The 16,170-nt window shown below is 71.7% G+C and carries 11 protein-coding genes; 9 read left to right on the forward strand and 2 right to left on the reverse strand.

What is annotated here, in order from left to right; translation table 11 throughout:
- The first annotated feature begins 53 nt into the window (after positions 1-53).
- The 3 genes from AB0J04_RS11875 (at position 54) to AB0J04_RS11885 (ending at position 3,639) form a co-directional block, all read left to right on the forward strand.
- Positions 54-263 (forward strand): hypothetical protein, encoded by a 210-nt coding sequence (locus tag AB0J04_RS11875; RefSeq protein ID WP_363168218.1) that lies wholly within the window; start codon positions 54-56, stop codon positions 261-263.
- Positions 264-382: 119 nt separating this feature from the next.
- The gene (locus AB0J04_RS11880) at positions 383-3,427 is read left to right on the forward strand and encodes an AAA family ATPase (RefSeq protein ID WP_363168219.1); all 3,045 of its coding nucleotides are present in this window, start codon (positions 383-385) and stop codon (positions 3,425-3,427) included.
- A 29-nt stretch (positions 3,428-3,456) separates the two neighbouring features.
- On the forward strand, positions 3,457-3,639 hold the full coding sequence (locus AB0J04_RS11885; RefSeq protein WP_363168220.1) for a DUF6191 domain-containing protein: 183 nt from the start codon (positions 3,457-3,459) through the stop codon (positions 3,637-3,639).
- 78 nt (positions 3,640-3,717) lie between these two features.
- Here the strand turns inward: AB0J04_RS11885 and AB0J04_RS11890 are convergent, their stop codons facing one another.
- Together AB0J04_RS11890 and AB0J04_RS11895 are read right to left on the reverse strand one after the other, a co-directional pair.
- Positions 3,718-4,884, reverse strand: coding sequence for a PQQ-dependent sugar dehydrogenase (locus tag AB0J04_RS11890; RefSeq protein ID WP_363168221.1), 1,167 nt, complete (start codon positions 4,882-4,884; stop codon positions 3,718-3,720).
- Positions 4,885-5,031: 147 nt separating this feature from the next.
- Entirely contained in the window at positions 5,032-6,030 is a 999-nt protein-coding gene (locus AB0J04_RS11895) for an aldo/keto reductase (RefSeq protein WP_363168222.1), read from the reverse strand.
- 88 nt (positions 6,031-6,118) lie between these two features.
- On the opposite strand from AB0J04_RS11895, the gene AB0J04_RS11900 reads away from it, so the two are divergent.
- The 6 genes from AB0J04_RS11900 (at position 6,119) to serA (ending at position 16,147) form a co-directional block, all read left to right on the forward strand.
- Positions 6,119-7,084, forward strand: a complete 966-nt coding sequence (locus AB0J04_RS11900; RefSeq protein WP_363168269.1) for a 2-hydroxyacid dehydrogenase — start codon at positions 6,119-6,121, stop codon at positions 7,082-7,084.
- 384 nt (positions 7,085-7,468) lie between these two features.
- Positions 7,469-10,543, forward strand: coding sequence for an EAL domain-containing protein (locus tag AB0J04_RS11905; RefSeq protein ID WP_363168270.1), 3,075 nt, complete (start codon positions 7,469-7,471; stop codon positions 10,541-10,543).
- Between the two features lie 233 nt (positions 10,544-10,776).
- Positions 10,777-12,624: an acetolactate synthase large subunit gene (locus tag AB0J04_RS11910; protein ID WP_363168223.1), complete on the forward strand. Its 1,848-nt coding sequence runs from the start codon at positions 10,777-10,779 to the stop codon at positions 12,622-12,624.
- Positions 12,625-12,646: 22 nt separating this feature from the next.
- Positions 12,647-13,171 (forward strand): acetolactate synthase small subunit, encoded by a 525-nt coding sequence (ilvN, locus tag AB0J04_RS11915; RefSeq protein WP_363168224.1) that lies wholly within the window; start codon positions 12,647-12,649, stop codon positions 13,169-13,171.
- A gap of 131 nt (positions 13,172-13,302) precedes the next feature.
- Positions 13,303-14,301 carry a ketol-acid reductoisomerase gene (gene ilvC, locus AB0J04_RS11920; RefSeq protein ID WP_363168225.1) on the forward strand — a complete coding sequence of 333 codons (999 nt, stop codon included), beginning with the start codon at positions 13,303-13,305 and terminating at the stop codon, positions 14,299-14,301.
- A gap of 256 nt (positions 14,302-14,557) precedes the next feature.
- Positions 14,558-16,147, forward strand: a complete 1,590-nt coding sequence (gene serA, locus AB0J04_RS11925) for a phosphoglycerate dehydrogenase (protein ID WP_363168226.1) — start codon at positions 14,558-14,560, stop codon at positions 16,145-16,147.
- Positions 16,148-16,170 lie beyond the last annotated feature (23 nt).

Consider the following 16,170-nt stretch of genomic DNA (forward strand, 5'->3'; position numbering starts at 1 on the left):
TGAGGCATCGCAACGAGCGAAGCCGGAAACACCGACCTCAGGGGACACACACCATGTACGAGCACGAGCTTCAGCAGGCCCGTTCCGCCGAACTGCTCCGCCAGGCCGCACACGAGCGGCAGGTCCGCGAGGCCGTCCGCGGCGCTCGCGCCGCCCGCCGAGAGGCCGCCCAACGCGCCGCCGCCGAACGGTCGGACGGCGGCGCCGAGAGCGAATCGCATACCAGCCGCCTCCGCCGGCTCCGGTTCGCCCGGCCGGCGTGAACCCCCGGGCGGGGGTTGGCACGGTGGCGGAGGGCGGCCGCACAGGGGTCGGCCGCCCTTCCGCCGAGAGCCTGGGCGGCCCGGCGATAACCGCTGGGCCGTCCGCGCACCCGCGTGCGATGCTCGCCCCCGTGGAGACCAGGTCCGTCAGCCCCGTCTTCGTCGGTCGCGCCGACGAGTTGGACACCCTGAACGACGCGCTCGCCCGCGCCGCCGCGGGAGAGCCGCAGGCGCTGCTCATCGGCGGCGAGGCCGGGGTAGGCAAGACCCGGCTCGTCGAGGAGTTCGCCACGGCCGCCCACCGCCTGGGCGCGGTCGTCGCACTCGGCGGCTGCGTCGAGATCGGCGCCGACGGACTGCCCTTCGCCCCGTTCTCCACGGCGCTGCGCGCCCTGCGCCGGGCCCTGCCCGACGAACTGGCCGCCGCCGCGGCCGGTCAGGAGGAGGAACTCGCCCGGCTGCTGCCGGAGTTGGGCCGCAGCGGCACCGGCCGGCACGACGAGGAGGGCATGGCACGGCTCTTCGAACTCACCGCCCGCCTCCTGGAACGCGTCGCCGCCGACCGCACGGTCGTCCTCGCCCTGGAGGACCTGCACTGGGCCGACGCCTCCACCCGCCACCTCCTGTCCTACCTGCTGCGCACCCTGCGCACCGGCCGCCTCGTCGTCCTCGCCACCTACCGCGCCGACGACATCCACCGCCGCCACCCGCTGCGCCCCCTGCTCGCCGAACTCGACCGGCTGCGCACCGTCCGGCGCCTCGAACTCGCCCGCCTCACCCGCGACGAGGTCTGCCGCCAGATCGCCGGGATCCTGGCCCAGGAACCCGACCCCGACCAGGTCGACGACATCTTCCGACGCTCCGACGGCAACGCCTTCTTCGTCGAGGAACTCGCCGTCGCCGCCCACGAGGGCTCCCCGACCGGCCTCACCGACACCCTGCGTGACCTGCTGCTCGTCCGCGTCGAGGCGCTGCCCGAGGGCGCCCAGAAAATCGCCCGGATCGTCGCCGAGGGCGGCTCCACGGTCGAGTCCCGGCTGCTCGACGCCGTCGCCCGGCTCACCGAGGACGAGCTCATCGAGGCCCTGCGCGCCGCCGTGAACGCCAACCTCCTGCTCGCCACCCCAGCCGGCGACGGCTACCGGTTCCGCCACTCCCTCGTCCGCGAGGCCGTGAGCGACGACCTCCTGCCAGGCGAACGCTCCCGCCTCAACCGCCGCTACGCCGAAGCCCTCCAGACGGACCCGACCCTCGTCCCCGGCGAAGAGCGCGTCATGCGGCTGGCCAGCTACTGGTACCACGCGCACGACCCGGCGAAGGCCCTCCCCGCCGTCCTGGACGCGTCCGTCGAGGCCCGCTCCCGGCGCGCCTACAGCGAGCAACTGCGGCTCCTGGAACGGGCGATGGAACTGTGGGAGACCGCGCCCGAGGACATCCGGGCCGCCCTGCGCCCGGTCGACTACACCGAGTCCTTCCCTCCCTGCGGCTGCGACCCGGCCACCACCCCGTTGCGCTACCTCGACCTCATGGCCGAGGCCGCCGTCGCCGGCCGCTACTGCGGGGAACGCGAACGCGCCCTGAAGATCACCAAGCGCGCGCTGCGCCTGCTGGACGACGACAACGATCCCCTGCGCTCCGCCTGGTTCTGGGTGCAGCGCTCCCGGCTGGTGCGCTCCCTGGGTCGGGGCAGCGGCCGCGAGGAACTGGCCACCGCCCAGGACCTGGTGCGCGGTCTGCCGCCCAGCGAGGTGCACGCCGAGGTGCTCGTCCACATCGCCAACTGGTGCATGGTCCACGCCCCCGGCCCCGACGCCTTCGCCGACGCCGAGCGGGCCGTGGAGTACGCCCGTCTGGTCGGCGCCCGCGAGACCGAGCTCAACTCCCGCCAGATCCTCGGCGTCCTCATGGTCCACGCCGGCCATATCGAGGCCGGGCTCGCGGAACTGCACGAGGTCAGGGAACGCGCCCTCGCCGAGGACATGCCGTCCGTCGCCCTCAACGCCTACGTCAACCTGCCCTCCGAACTGGAGGCGGTCGGCCGCTCCCGGGAGGCCGTCCCGATCCTGGAGAAGGGCCTCGCCTTCGCCGCGCGCCACGGACTGCCCGACACCGAGGCCTGGACGGCGACCAACCTCACCGAGTCCTTGTTCTCCCTGGGCCGCTGGGAGGAGGCGGACCGCGCCTGCGCCCTCGCCGGACGGCTCGGCCAGGGCGTGGCGATCCGCGGCACGCACGCCACCATGTGCGCCGAACTCGCCTTCGCCCGAGGCGACTTCGCGGAGACCGGCCGCCAACTCGCCGCCGGGCAGGACTTCTTCGCCGCCCATGAACACGCGCCCCAGCACCACTTCCCCCTCGCCCGCCTCGCCATCGGACTCGCCGCGGCCGAGGGGCGCCTGCCGGACGCCCGCGCCTGCCTCGCGGCCCTCCTCGACCGCGACTTCCCGCCCGGCGCCCAGAACCACGCCTGGCCCCTGCTGCTCGCCGCCGCCTGCGCGGAGGGCGACGCCCGTGGGCTGCCGGCCGCCGAACCCGGTCGCGCCGACCTCCTCGACCGGATCCGCGCCGCCGCCAAGCAGCTCGCCACGCTCGCCCCCGTCTGGCAGGCCCACGAACGCTGGGTCCGCGCCGAACTCCTGCGCGCCGAGGGCCGCACCGACCCGGACGACTGGTCCGAGGTGGTCGCCGCCTTCGAGCGCCTCGAACGCCCCTACGACCTGGCCCGCACCCGGCTCCGCCTCGCCGAGGCGCTCCTCTCGGTCGGCGGCGACGACGAACGCGACCGGGCCGCGGAACTCCTCCGCCTCGCCCGCGCGGTCGCCACCCACCTCGGCGCCCACCCCGTCACCGAAGCCGTGACGCTGCTCGCCCGGCGCGCCCGGCTCCCGCTGGCCCTCGCCGCGGACCGCCCGGAAGCCTCGGCCGACCCTCTCACGACGCTCGGCCTCACCAGCCGGGAACGCGACGTCCTGCGCCTGGTCGCGGCTGGCCGCACCAACCGCCAGATCGCCGAGGAGCTCTTCATCTCCCCGAAGACAGCGAGCGTCCACGTCTCGAACATCCTCGCCAAGCTGGACGTCACCGGCCGCGGAGAGGCAGCGGCCCTGGCTCACCGACTGGACCTGTTCCCGCCGGGGGCGGGGGAGGGGGCGGTGACGCGATAATGGCGGCAGGCCACCAGGAGGGGACAGCGATGTTCAACGCCTTCGAGGAACTCTTCGCACCGGGCCGCAAGCACACCCGGGACGAGCAGAACAGGCTGGAGCTGACCCGGGAGGACGTCGGGGACGCCGATCCCGGGCGGGGACCGATAGACCTCGCGTCCGGCAAGGTCGTGGTGCGGGCACCCGAGGCGGCGCAGGAGGACGGGGCCTGAAGGGGCGCGGGGAACTGCGCGGCCGGCCGCGACGGACCCGCTGACGAGGTACCGGACCTTCTGGTCTCCAGCGGAGCGTCAGGTCACCTGAAGCTCCAGAATGCGGTCGTCCCCCGTCTTCGGGTCGCCGCGGCCGTCCGTGTTGCTGGTCGTGACCCAGAGTTTGTCGCCGCCCGCCGACACCACCGTGCGCAGCCGGCCGTACTCGCCCTCGAGGAAGGACTGCGGGTCCGCCGAGGCCGCCGTGCCCTTCAGCGGGATGCGCCACAGACGCTGTCCCCTCAGCCCGGCCATCCAGATGGAGCCCTCGGCGTAGGCGATGCCGCTGGGAGAGGCGTCGGCGGTGCCCCACTGGGCTATCGGGTTCTTGTAGGCGTCGTCCTTCGACCTGCCCTCCGTTTTCGGCCAGCCGTAGTTCGCGCCGGGCTCGATCGCGTTCAGTTCGTCCCATGTGTTCTGGCCGAACTCCGCTGCGAACAGACGCTGCTTGGAGTCCCAGGCCAGCCCCTGCACATTGCGGTGGCCGTACGAGTACACCGGAGAGTCCGGGAACGGGTTGCCGGGGGCCGGTTCGCCCTCCGGGGTCAGCCGCAGGATCTTGCCGCCCAGGGACTTCTTGTCCTGGGACAGCCCTCGGTCGCCGCTTTCGCCCGTGCCGACGTACAGCATCTTGTCCGGGCCGAAGGCGATCCGGCCGCCGTTGTGGATCGTGCCCTTCGGGATGCCCTTGAAGACCGTGTCGGGCGCTCCCAGCTGATTTCCGGCGGGCCGCTTCGGGTCGTAGATCATGCGGACGATGCGGTTGTCCGAGGCCGAGGTGAAGTACGCGTAGACCATGTGGTCCGAGGCGTAGTCAGGGGAGAGGGCCAGGCCCAGCAGGCCGCCCTCGCCCGCGGCGGAGACGCCCGGCACCTCGCCGACCCCGGTCTTCTCGCCCGTCTTGTCGTCCACCAGCGTGATCGTCCCCTCGTCGCGCGAGGCGACCAGCAGGCCGCCCTCGGGGAGCGGCGCCAGGCCCCAGGGGCTGTTCAGGCCCTCGGCGACCGTGCGCACCACCTTGACCGTGCCCTTCGCGGGCGGGGTCTCCTCGGCGGACGGCGAGGACGCGGACGCCGTCGTCGTGCCTCTCGGGGAGGCGCTTGCCTCGGCCCCGGCTGTTCCTCCGGTGTCGGAGGAACAGCCGGCCGTCAGCAGGAGTGCGCTCGTGGCCAACACGGCCGACACAGCTCGACGTCGCACGATCATGTCCCTTCGACACGGAGGCGCCTTGTGCAGGCTCCACCTGTCCTACGCCGCAGACGCCTCAGGGGTTCCCGATCCGCGTCGACCCGACCCGAACGCGGGACCCGGGAAGGGGATCCGGGACCCGGGAACGGGATCCAAGAGCGGCGCTCACTCCCACGATCCCCGTGCCCCCGGCAGTTCCGCCACCTCCGCCAGATCCTGCGGCGTCAGACGCAGCGCGGACGCCTCCGCGTTCTCCGTCACCCAGCGCTCGTGCTTGGCGCCGGGCACCGGGACGACGTGCCGGCCCTGCGCCAGCACCCAGGCCAGCGCCACCTGCGCCGCCGTCACCGCGTCCCCGTGCCGGGCGGCGATCCGGCGCAGACCGGCGACGATCGGCTGGTTCGCGGCCATCATCTCGGCGGTGAAACGGGGGTGCCGGGCCCGCATGTCGTCGGGCTCGAAGCCCTCGCCGGGGGTCAGCGTGCCCGTGAGGAAGCCGTTGCCGAGCGGCATCGCCGCCACAAAGCCGACACCGCGCGCCTCGCACCACGGCAGCAGGGCGTCCAGCGCCTCCGGCGACCACACCGACAGCTCGGCCTCCACCGTGCTCACCGGGAAGACCTGCTGCACGCGCCGCAACTGCCGAATCGTTCCGTCGTGCAGCCGCCCACCGGATCGCCGACCGCCCCGCGCCCCCACCGCGCACAGCCCCAGCGCCCGCACCTTGCCCGCCCCGACCAGCTCGGCCATCGCCCCCCAGGTCTCCTCGACCGGGACCTCGGGGTCGGCGCGGTGCAACTGGTAGAGATCGATGACGTCTGTCTGCAGCCGTCGCAGAGAGGCGTCGCAGGCCCGCTTCACATACCCGGGACGGCCGTTGGCCACGATGTGCTGCTCACCGACGAGCAGACCGACCTTCGTCGACACGAACGCGTCCCCGCGCCGCTCCTTCAACACCCGCCCCACCAGGAGCTCGTTGGTGAACGGGCCGTACATGTCGGCGGTGTCCAGCAGGGACGAACCCGCGTCCAGCGCCCGGTGCACCGCCCTGAGCGACTCGTCGCCCCGCTGCCGCGACCCGCTGTACGCCCAGCTCATCGGCATGCACCCGAGTCCGACGGACCCCACCTCGAGCGCCCCCGCGCCGATCCTCCTGCGCTCCACCTGCCCGAAACCCTCCCTCTCCAGACCCCCCAACCTAACCTCTGTGTCGACGTGTGCCTGACATAGCCTCCTGACCATGAGCTCTGACATGGCACGCGACGTGTGGCTGCCCCTCCCGCCCGAAGACATCGACGGCCTTCCGGAGGGACTCAACTACCGCTTCTGGGACGGCGGAGACGCCGGCGACCAGGAGTTCCCGGGCGACCCCGCGCAGTGCGCCTTCTATGTGGTGCCGTACCTGAAGCAGCAGTCCGTGAAGGTGCGGCCGCTGTCGCAGATGCGCCGCCTCCAGGTCGTCCAGACGCTCAGCGCCGGCGTCGACGACGTCCGAATGCAGCTGGCCGACCTCGTGCCCGGGGTGCGGCTGTGCAATGCGCGCGGGGTGCACGAGGCGAGCACCGCCGAGCTCGCGCTCACCTTGACCCTCGCCGCCCTGCGCGGCATCCCCGACTTCGTGCGCGCCCAGGACAACGGGCTGTGGCAGAGCGGATTCCACCCCGCGCTCGCCGACAAGAACGTGCTCATCGTCGGATACGGCTCCATCGGCTCCGCCATCGAGGACCGGCTCGTGCCCTTCGAGGTGGCGCGGGTGGCGCGCGTCGCGCGCTCCTGGCGCACGACGGCGCGCGGGCCCGTGCATCCGATCGCCGAACTGCCCGCCCTGCTCCCCGAGGCGGACGTCGTGATCCTGTCCACACCGCTGACCGAGAGCACGCTCGGCCTGGTCGACGCCGACTTCCTGGGCCGCATGAAGGACGGCGCGCTGCTGGTCAACGTGGCCCGCGGCGCGGTCGTGGACACCGAGGCGCTGCTCGCCGAACTGGAGACCGGCCGCATCACCGCCGCGCTGGACGTCACCGACCCCGAACCGCTGCCCCCGGGTCACCGGCTGTGGACCGCGCCGGGCGTCCTCGTCAGCCCGCACGTCGGCGGCCCCACCTCCGCCTTCCTGCCCCGCGCCAAGCGCCTGCTGGTTGACCAGCTGGCCCGCTTCGTGAACCGGGAGCCGCTGCGCAACGTGATCCTTACGACGGGCACGGCCAACGGATCGTGACGACCACGGCACTCCCGTAGTCCGGTTCGGGCACCCTCCGCAGTCCCCCGAACGCGGTCCGTACCTCTTTCGGGCGCATATGCCGATGATCGTCACGCAGCGTAGAGGAACTATGTCCCTGAGTGACGAGACTGGTGTATCGTCCCGACAGGGGCTGCGCCGCGCACTTTCGGCGTGAGGGATGGACATTTCAGACTTGTGAGGGGGGCGACGGGCGATGCACGGCCTATGGACGAACGATCCGACGCGGCGGAGCCGCCGACGGCGACCCTGGGGATCGACCGCGCGCAGGCACGGTCACGGCACGCACCGCCACAGGAGCCATGCACCGTCGGCGTTCTCGGACCCGAGGAATTCGGGAGCGACGCGGACCGGGAGGACCCGGTGAGCTCGCCCACCACCTCCACGACTCTCCTCGACGGAAAGCTGCGGACGCAGCCCTCGACGGGGACGCCACGCACCGTGCCGCCGGCCAAGGGCGGCCCCGCATCGAAACTCGCCCACCAACTGCTGCTGGCCCTGCTGTGCGCGGGATACGCCGCCGGTTCCGCGCTCGGCTGGGGTTCGGCCGAACTCGCTCTGATCATGGGCGACTTCGGGCTCAGCGCCGCGGCGGGCACCGCCGCCGTCTCGTGCTTCCTGTACGCGCGCACCCGCCGCGTCCGCTTTCGACCCGCCTGGCTGCTGTTCGCGCTCTCCTCGACGATGGCGGCCCTCGGCAACCTGGTCTGGGGGTGGTACGAGGTGGTCCTGGGGCGGCCCGTGCCCAGCCCCAGCCTCGCCGACCTGTTCTTCCTCTGCTTCGCGCCCCCCGCCATCGTGGGGCTGCTCGTGCTCGCCGCCCGACCGATGACGAAGGCGGGCTGGGTCTGCCTGGCACTGGACGCCTGGCTGATCGCCGGCTCGTTGCTCACCCTCTCCTGGAGCCTCGCGCTCGCCCAGGCGGCGAAGCTCGACGGGCCGAGCGTGGCGCACGCGGCGCTGTCGCTGGCGTATCCGCTGCTCGACATCGCCCTGGTGAGCATGGTGCTGGTGCTGCACTTCCGGCGCACCGCGGTGAACCGCACGGCGGTCAACACGGCCGTCGGCGCACTCGCGCTGACCGTGATGTGCGACGCCCTGTTCACCTCGCCGCTGCTGCACAACAACTACCGCTCGGGCCAACTGCTCGACGCGGGCTGGTTCGCCGGCTCACTGCTCCTGGCGTACGCGCCCTGGGCCGCCTCCCGGCGGCACGGCCAGACCACGGACGAGGGGCACACGCGCGTGGTGCACGAGCACCTGCCGCCCGGACACCGCCCGGCCGGCCCCGCGCAGGCCGCCGCGCACACATCCGCGCACCCGTCCGCGCAGACACCCCCGCAGAGCCCGCCGCAGAGCCCGCCGCAGGGCGGCGATCACACCCGGTATCCGGCCACCCGGCCCATCACTGGCTCCCTGGCCGCCCTCACCCCGTACCTCGCCGCCGCCGTCTGCACCCTGGGGATCCTCTACAACGTCCTCAACGGCCACAGCGTCGACCGCGTGGTGCTGCTGACCGGCGGCGCCGTGGTGCTCGCCCTCGTGGTGCGCCAGGCGATCATGCTGCTCGACAACATCACCCTCACCCAGGAACTGGCACAGGCGGAGAACCACTTCCGCTCCCTGGTGCAGGGCTCCAGCGACGTCATCATGATCGCCGCCCCCAGCGGCATCCTGCGGTACGTCTCCCCGGCCGCCGTCGGGGTCTACGGACGGCCCGCCGAAGCCCTGGTGGGCACCGAACTGGCCGATCTCATCCACCCGGAGGACCTGGGCTGCGTGGTGCACGAAGTGCGCCGCTTCCTGGCCGCCAGCCCCCAGGACGAAGCCACCACCCGCATCGAGTGCCGCTTCCGCTCCGGCGACGGGGGATGGCTCAACGTCGAGTCGACCGTCAACCGGCACCACGGCGGCCTGATCTTCAACAGCCGGGACGTGACCGAGCGGGTGCGCCTCCAGGCGCAGCTCCAGCACAACGCCGAGCACGACCCGCTCACCGACCTGCCCAACCGCGCGCTGTTCACCCGGCGCGTCCAGCAGGCCCTGTCCGGCCGCCGCAGCTCCGACCGCGGCCCCGCCCTGCGCAACACGGCCGTCCTCTTCATCGACCTCGACGGCTTCAAGGCCGTCAACGACACCATCGGCCACGCGGCCGGGGACGAACTGCTGGTCCAGGCCGCCCGCAGGCTCCAGGACGCGGTCCGCAAGGGCGACACCGCCTCCCGGCTGGGCGGCGACGAGTTCGCGGCCCTGATCGTCGGCGACGGCACCCGCGACCGGGCCGCCCGGGAACGACACATACTGGAACTCGCCGACCGGCTCAGGCTCACGCTCTCGCAGCCCTACCTGATCGACGGCAACGAGGTCCGGGTCGCCGCCTCCATCGGCGTCGCCTTCGCCGAACCGGGCCTCGGCACCGGTGAACTGCTGCGCAACGCCGACCTCGCCATGTACCGCGCCAAGGCGGGCGGCAAGGGCCGGGTCGAGCTGTACAAGCCGCAGATGCAGCAGGACGTCGTCCGCAAGGCGGAGCTGGCCACGCGGCTGCGTGCCGCACTGCACGACGGCGAGTTCGCCCTGCTGCACCAGCCCGTGGTGCGCCTGGAGGACGGCCGGATCTCGTCGGTCGCCGCGCAGGCCCGCTGGCGCTCCTCCCAAGGGGTGCTGTTCACGCCCGCCGAGTTCCTGCGGGTCGCGGAGGACAGCGACAAGACGGCCGAGCTGGACCGCTGGCTCCTGGAGGAGGCCGTCGAACAGGCCGCTGACCGGGCCGCGAGCGGGCTGACCGTGCCGGTGGTCGTACGGGTGGGCGCCCGGCGGCTGCTGGACCGGTCGATGCCGCTGGGCTCGGTGGAGGCCCTGCTGACGCGGCACGGGCTGCCGTCCGGGTCGCTGGTGGTCGAGCTGTCGGACACCGACCCCAGGGTCCCGCTGGACGAGCTGGAGCGCCGCCTGGGGGCCCTGCGGCGCCTCGGCGTCCGCATCGCGCTGGACGGCTTCGGCAACGGCTACGCGGCCTTCACGGCGCTGCGCCGGCTCCCCGTCGACGTGCTCAAGCTCGACCGCTCGCTGGTCGAGGGGGTCGTCGAGTCCGCGCGGTTGCACAAGATCACCGGGGGGCTGCTGCGGATCGCCGGCGATCTCGGGCTGCAGTCCGTGGCCGACGGCGTGGACCTGCCCGAGCAGGTCGTCGCCCTGCGCGCGCTGGGCTGCACGCACGGCCAGGGCATGGCGTTCTCCGGGCCGCTCGACGAGTACCGGCTGCGCCGGGGGCTCGCGACCGGCCGCTACCCGGTGCCGCACGGGCCCGCCGAGCCCGCGTTCGCGGGCGGCGGCGCGGGGGTGTACACCAGTGGAGTGACCGCCGGAGTGACAGCCGTCCTGGGGAGCGGAAGTGCCCTTCGCTCACATAATGAGACTCCCGTCCCACCCACTTGACAGTCGGTGCGCGCCAGGGGGAGGGTCAATGCCATGCGCACCCGAATTCTCGTACTTGGAAAGCGCGTCGGCTGACGCTGGTGACGACCGGGAGGACCCGGAACTCACAGCGACCCACACCCGGCGCGCTCCCCTCGCTTGCCTTCTGGCACGAGGGGTTTTTTGTTGCACAAAACCCGCAGCACCCCAGCAAGACCCTCAGTAAAACCCTCAGCATCGAGAAGAGAATGCCGATGACCGAGCAGGCCACCGGGGCCCATCCGCAGCCACGGCCCCGATCCGGAGGACAGCACTCCGCGTCCGTCGAGCAAGTGACGGGTGCGCAGTCCCTCATCCGTTCGCTCGAGGAGGTCGGCGCCGACACGGTATTCGGCATCCCCGGCGGTGCGATCCTTCCCGCATACGACCCGCTGATGGACTCCTCGCGGGTCCGTCACGTCCTGGTCCGGCACGAGCAGGGCGCCGGTCACGCGGCCACCGGCTACGCGCAGGCCACCGGCCGGGTCGGCGTCTGCATGGCCACCTCGGGCCCCGGTGCGACCAACCTGGTCACCCCGATCGCGGACGCCCACATGGACTCGGTGCCGCTCGTGGCGATCACCGGTCAGGTGGCGTCGAAGGCGATCGGCACGGACGCCTTCCAGGAGGCGGACATCGTCGGCATCACCATGCCGATCACCAAGCACAACTTCCTGGTCACCAAGGCCGAGGACATCCCGCGGGTCATCGCGCAGGCCTTCCACATCGCCTCCACCGGCCGCCCCGGCCCGGTCCTGGTCGACATCGCCAAGGACGCCCTCCAGGCGAAGACCACGTTCTCCTGGCCGCCGGTCATGGACCTGCCCGGCTACCGCCCGGTGACCAAGCCGCACGCCAAGCAGATCCGCGAGGCCGCCAAGCTGATCACCGCCGCCAAGCGGCCGATCCTGTACGTCGGCGGCGGCGTCCTCAAGGCCGGCGCGACCGCCGAGCTGAAGGTCCTCGCCGAGCTGACCGGCGCACCCGTCACCACCACGCTGATGGCGCTGGGCGCGTTCCCCGACAGCCACCCGCTGCACCTGGGCATGCCCGGCATGCACGGCTCCGTCGCCGCCGTCACCGGTCTGCAGAAGGCCGACCTGATCGTCGCCCTCGGCGCCCGCTTCGACGACCGCGTGACCGGCAAGCTGGACAGCTTCGCCCCGTACGCCAAGATCGTCCACGCGGACATCGACCCGGCCGAGATCGGCAAGAACCGCGCCGCCGACGTGCCGATCGTCGGGGACGCGCGCGAGGTCATCGCGGATCTGGTCCAGGCCGTCCAGAAGGAGCACAGCGAGGGCCAGCAGGGCGACTACAGCGCCTGGTGGAAGGACCTGAGCCGCTGGCGCGACTCCTACCCGCTCGGCTACGACCAGCCCTCCGACGGCTCGCTCTCCCCGCAGCAGGTCATCGAGCGCGTCGGGCAGCTCGCCCCCGAGGGCACGATCTTCGCCGCGGGCGTCGGCCAGCACCAGATGTGGGCCGCCCACTTCATCCAGTACGAGAAGCCCGCCACCTGGCTGAACTCCGGCGGCGCGGGCACCATGGGCTACGCGGTCCCGGCCGCGATGGGCGCCAAGGCCGGCGCCCCGGACCGGACGGTCTGGGCGATCGACGGCGACGGCTGCTTCCAGATGACCAACCAGGAACTCACCACCTGCGCCCTGAACAACATCCCGATCAAGGTCGCCATCATCAACAACGGCGCCCTCGGGATGGTCCGCCAGTGGCAGACCCTGTTCTACAACCAGCGGTACTCCAACACCGTGCTGCACAGCGGCCCCAACGACGTCAACCCCGACGCCCGCGGCACCCGCGTCCCCGACTTCGTGAAGCTGTCGGAGGCCATGGGCTGCTACGCGATCCGCTGCGAGTCCCCGGACGACCTCGACAAGGTCATCGAAGAGGCGAACTCGATCAACGACCGCCCGGTCGTCGTCGACTTCATCGTCCACGAGGACGCCATGGTGTGGCCGATGGTCGCCGCCGGCACCTCCAACGACGAGATCATGGCCGCCCGGGACGTCCGCCCCGACTTCGGCGACAACGAAGACGACTGAGCGAGAGAGACGTAAACAAGACATGTCCAAGCACACGCTCTCCGTCCTGGTGGAGAACAAGCCGGGCATCCTGGCCAGGATCGCCGCCCTGTTCTCCCGCCGAGGCTTCAACATCGACTCGCTCGCCGTCGGCGTCACCGAGCACGCCGACATCTCCCGCATCACGATCGTGGTGAGCGTCGAAGCCCTGCCGCTGGAGCAGGTCACCAAGCAGCTCAACAAGCTCGTCGAAGTGCTGAAGATCGTCGAACTGGAGCCCGGAACCGCCGTTCACCGCGAACTCGTTCTGGTGAAGGTGCGCTCCGACAACGAGACGCGCTCCCAGATCGTCGAGATCGTGCAGCTGTTCCGCGCCAAGACGGTCGACGTCTCCCCGGAGGCCGTGACCATCGAGGCCACCGGCAGCCACGACAAGCTGTCCGCCATGCTCAAGATGCTGGAACCGTACGGCATCAAGGAGCTGGTCCAGTCCGGCACGATCGCCATCGGCCGCGGCGCCCGTTCGATCACCGACCGCTCGCTGCGCGCGCTCGACCGGTCGGCGTAAGCAGGGAGAACGGGCGGGGCGGCGTCACCGTCCCGCCCGTGTCCCGCCCGTATACCGAGATCCCGAGACTTCCCTTCCGCCCGCCGTCATACGGTGGGACGCAACACCTGCACACAAGGAGAGAACCCAAAGTGGCCGAGCTGTTCTACGACGCCGACGCCGACCTGTCCATCATCCAGGGCCGCAAGGTCGCGGTCATCGGTTACGGCAGCCAGGGCCACGCCCACGCGCTGTCGCTCCGTGACTCGGGTGTCGACGTCCGCGTCGGTCTGCACGAGGGCTCCAAGTCCAAGGCCAAGGCCGAGGAGCAGGGCCTGCGCGTGGTGACGCCCGCCGAGGCCGCCGCCGAGGCCGACGTCATCATGATCCTCATCCCGGACCCGATCCAGGCCCAGGTCTACGAGGAGTCCATCGCGCCGAACCTGAACGACGGCGACGCGCTGTTCTTCGCGCACGGCTTCAACATCCGCTTCGGCTTCATCAAGGCCCCGGCCGGCGTCGACGTGGCGCTCGTCGCCCCCAAGGGCCCGGGTCACCTGGTGCGCCGTCAGTACGAAGAGGGCCGTGGCGTTCCCGCGATCGCCGCGGTCGAGCAGGACGCGACGGGCAACGCCTTCGCGCTGGCGCTGTCGTACGCCAAGGGCATCGGCGGCACGCGCGCGGGCGTCATCAAGACGACCTTCACCGAGGAGACCGAGACCGACCTGTTCGGTGAGCAGGCCGTGCTGTGCGGTGGCACCTCGGCGCTGGTGAAGGCCGGCTTCGAGACGCTGGTCGAGGCGGGCTACCAGCCGGAGATCGCCTACTTCGAGTGCCTGCACGAGCTGAAGCTGATCGTGGACCTCATGTACGAGGGCGGCCTGGAGAAGATGCGCTGGAGCGTCTCCGAGACCGCCGAGTGGGGCGACTACGTCACCGGCCCGCGCATCATCACCGACGCCACCAAGGCCGAGATGAAGCAGGTTCTCGCGGAGATCCAGGACGGCACCTTCGCCCAGCAGTGGATGGACGAGTACCACGGCGGTCTGAAGAAGTACAACGAGTACAAGACGGCCGACTCCGAGCACCTGCTGGAGACCACCGGCAAGCAGCTCCGCAAGCTGATGAGCTGGGTGAACGAAGAGGCGTAAGCCGCGCGCTCCGCGACGGCGCGCCATCGGGGGCGCCGTCGCGGAGCTCTGCCCGGGTGATCATTCCACGGAGACGTGAGGCGACCTCCGTGGCAGCACTAGACTGCTGGACTACATACGCGTTACAGGCCCACAGCGTCGTGCGTCTCCACGCGGCTAGCCCCTCCTCCGCCTGCGGCCGTCGGGACGGCCGTCCGCACGCTCCCCCATAGCCTGGAGGGCATGGGAGGTGCCCCCATGACTTGTGAGGACTCACGTGAGCTCGAAACCTGTCGTACTCATCGCTGAAGAGCTGTCGCCCGCGACTGTGGACGCGCTTGGCCCGGACTTCGAGATCCGGCACTGCAACGGAGCGGACCGAGCCGAACTGCTCCCTGCCATCGCCGACGTCGACGCGATCCTGATCCGCTCGGCCACCAAGGTCGACGCCGAGGCGATCGCCGCCGCCGGCAAGCTGAAGGTCGTCGCCCGGGCCGGCGTCGGCCTGGACAACGTCGACGTGCCTTCCGCCACCAAGGCCGGCGTGATGGTCGTCAACGCGCCGACCTCCAACATCGTGACCGCCGCCGAACTGGCCTGCGGTCTGCTGCTCGCCACCGCCCGCCACATCCCGCAGGCCAACGCCGCGCTGAAGAACGGCGAGTGGAAGCGCAGCAAGTACACGGGCGTGGAGCTGGCCGAGAAGACCCTCGGCGTCGTCGGCCTCGGCCGCATCGGCGCGCTCGTCGCGCAGCGCATGTCCGGCTTCGGCATGAAGGTCGTCGCTTACGACCCCTACATCCAGCCCGCGCGCGCCGCCCAGATGGGCGTCAAGGTCCTCTCGCTGGACGAGCTGCTCGAGGTCTCCGACTTCATCACCGTCCACCTGCCGAAGACCCCCGAGACGGTCGGTCTGATCGGCGACGAGGCGCTGCGCAAGGTCAAGCCGACCGTGCGGATCGTCAACGCCGCGCGCGGCGGGATCGTCGACGAGGAGGCGCTGTACTCGGCGCTGAAGGAGGGCCGCGTCGCCGGCGCCGGCCTCGACGTGTACGCGAAGGAGCCCTGCACGGACTCCCCGCTGTTCGAGTTCGACCAGGTCGTGGCCACCCCGCACCTCGGCGCCTCCACCGACGAGGCGCAGGAGAAGGCCGGCATCGCGGTCGCGCGCTCGGTGCGCCTCGCCCTCGCGGGTGAGCTCGTGCCGGACGCGGTGAACGTCCAGGGCGGCGTCATCGCCCAGGACGTCAAGCCCGGTCTGCCGCTCGCCGAGCGCCTCGGCCGGATCTTCACCGCGCTCGCCGGCGAGGTCGCGGTCCGCCTCGACGTCGAGGTCTACGGCGAGATCACCCAGCACGACGTGAAGGTGCTGGAGCTCAGCGCCCTCAAGGGCGTCTTCGAGGACGTCGTCGACGAGACCGTCTCGTACGTCAACGCGCCCCTGTTCGCGCAGGAGCGCGGCGTCGAGGTGCGGCTGACGACCAGCTCCGAGTCGGCCGACCACCGCAACGTCGTCACCGTGCGCGGCACGCTCTCGGACGGCGAGGAGGTGTCGGTCTCCGGCACGCTGGCCGGTCCGAAGCACCTCCAGAAGATCGTCGCCGTCGGCGAGTACGACGTCGACCTCGCGCTCGCCGACCACATGGTCGTCCTCAAGTACGAGGACCGTCCGGGCGTCGTCGGCACCGTGGGCCGGGTCTTCGGCGAGGCGGGCATCAACATCGCCGGCATGCAGGTCGCCCGCGCGGCCGCGGGCGGCGAGGCGCTGGCGGTCCTGACCGTCGACGACACCGTGCCGGCGGGCGTGCTCGCGGAGGTCGCGACGGAGATCGGCGCGACGTCTGCTCGTGCGGTGAACCTCGTCTGAGGTGGTGTCCTCAAACGCCGGAC

It is taken from the genome of Streptomyces sp. NPDC050263 (genome assembly GCF_040655955.1).
Taxonomy (GTDB): Bacteria; Actinomycetota; Actinomycetes; order Streptomycetales; family Streptomycetaceae; genus Streptomyces.

What these genes read in the sequence shown, in the direction of transcription:
- AB0J04_RS11875 (WP_363168218.1), top strand. Translation starts at nt 54, where the DNA reads ATGTACGAGCACGAGCTTCAGCAGGCCCGTTCCGCCGAACTGCTCCGC.
- AB0J04_RS11880 (WP_363168219.1), top strand. Translation starts at nt 383, where the DNA reads ATGCTCGCCCCCGTGGAGACCAGGTCCGTCAGCCCCGTCTTCGTCGGT.
- AB0J04_RS11885 (WP_363168220.1), top strand. Translation starts at nt 3,457, where the DNA reads ATGTTCAACGCCTTCGAGGAACTCTTCGCACCGGGCCGCAAGCACACC.
- AB0J04_RS11890 (WP_363168221.1), bottom strand. Translation starts at nt 4,884, where the DNA reads ATGATCGTGCGACGTCGAGCTGTGTCGGCCGTGTTGGCCACGAGCGCA.
- AB0J04_RS11900 (WP_363168269.1), top strand. Translation starts at nt 6,119, where the DNA reads ATGGCACGCGACGTGTGGCTGCCCCTCCCGCCCGAAGACATCGACGGC.
- AB0J04_RS11910 (WP_363168223.1), top strand. Translation starts at nt 10,777, where the DNA reads ATGACCGAGCAGGCCACCGGGGCCCATCCGCAGCCACGGCCCCGATCC.
- ilvN (WP_363168224.1), top strand. Translation starts at nt 12,647, where the DNA reads ATGTCCAAGCACACGCTCTCCGTCCTGGTGGAGAACAAGCCGGGCATC.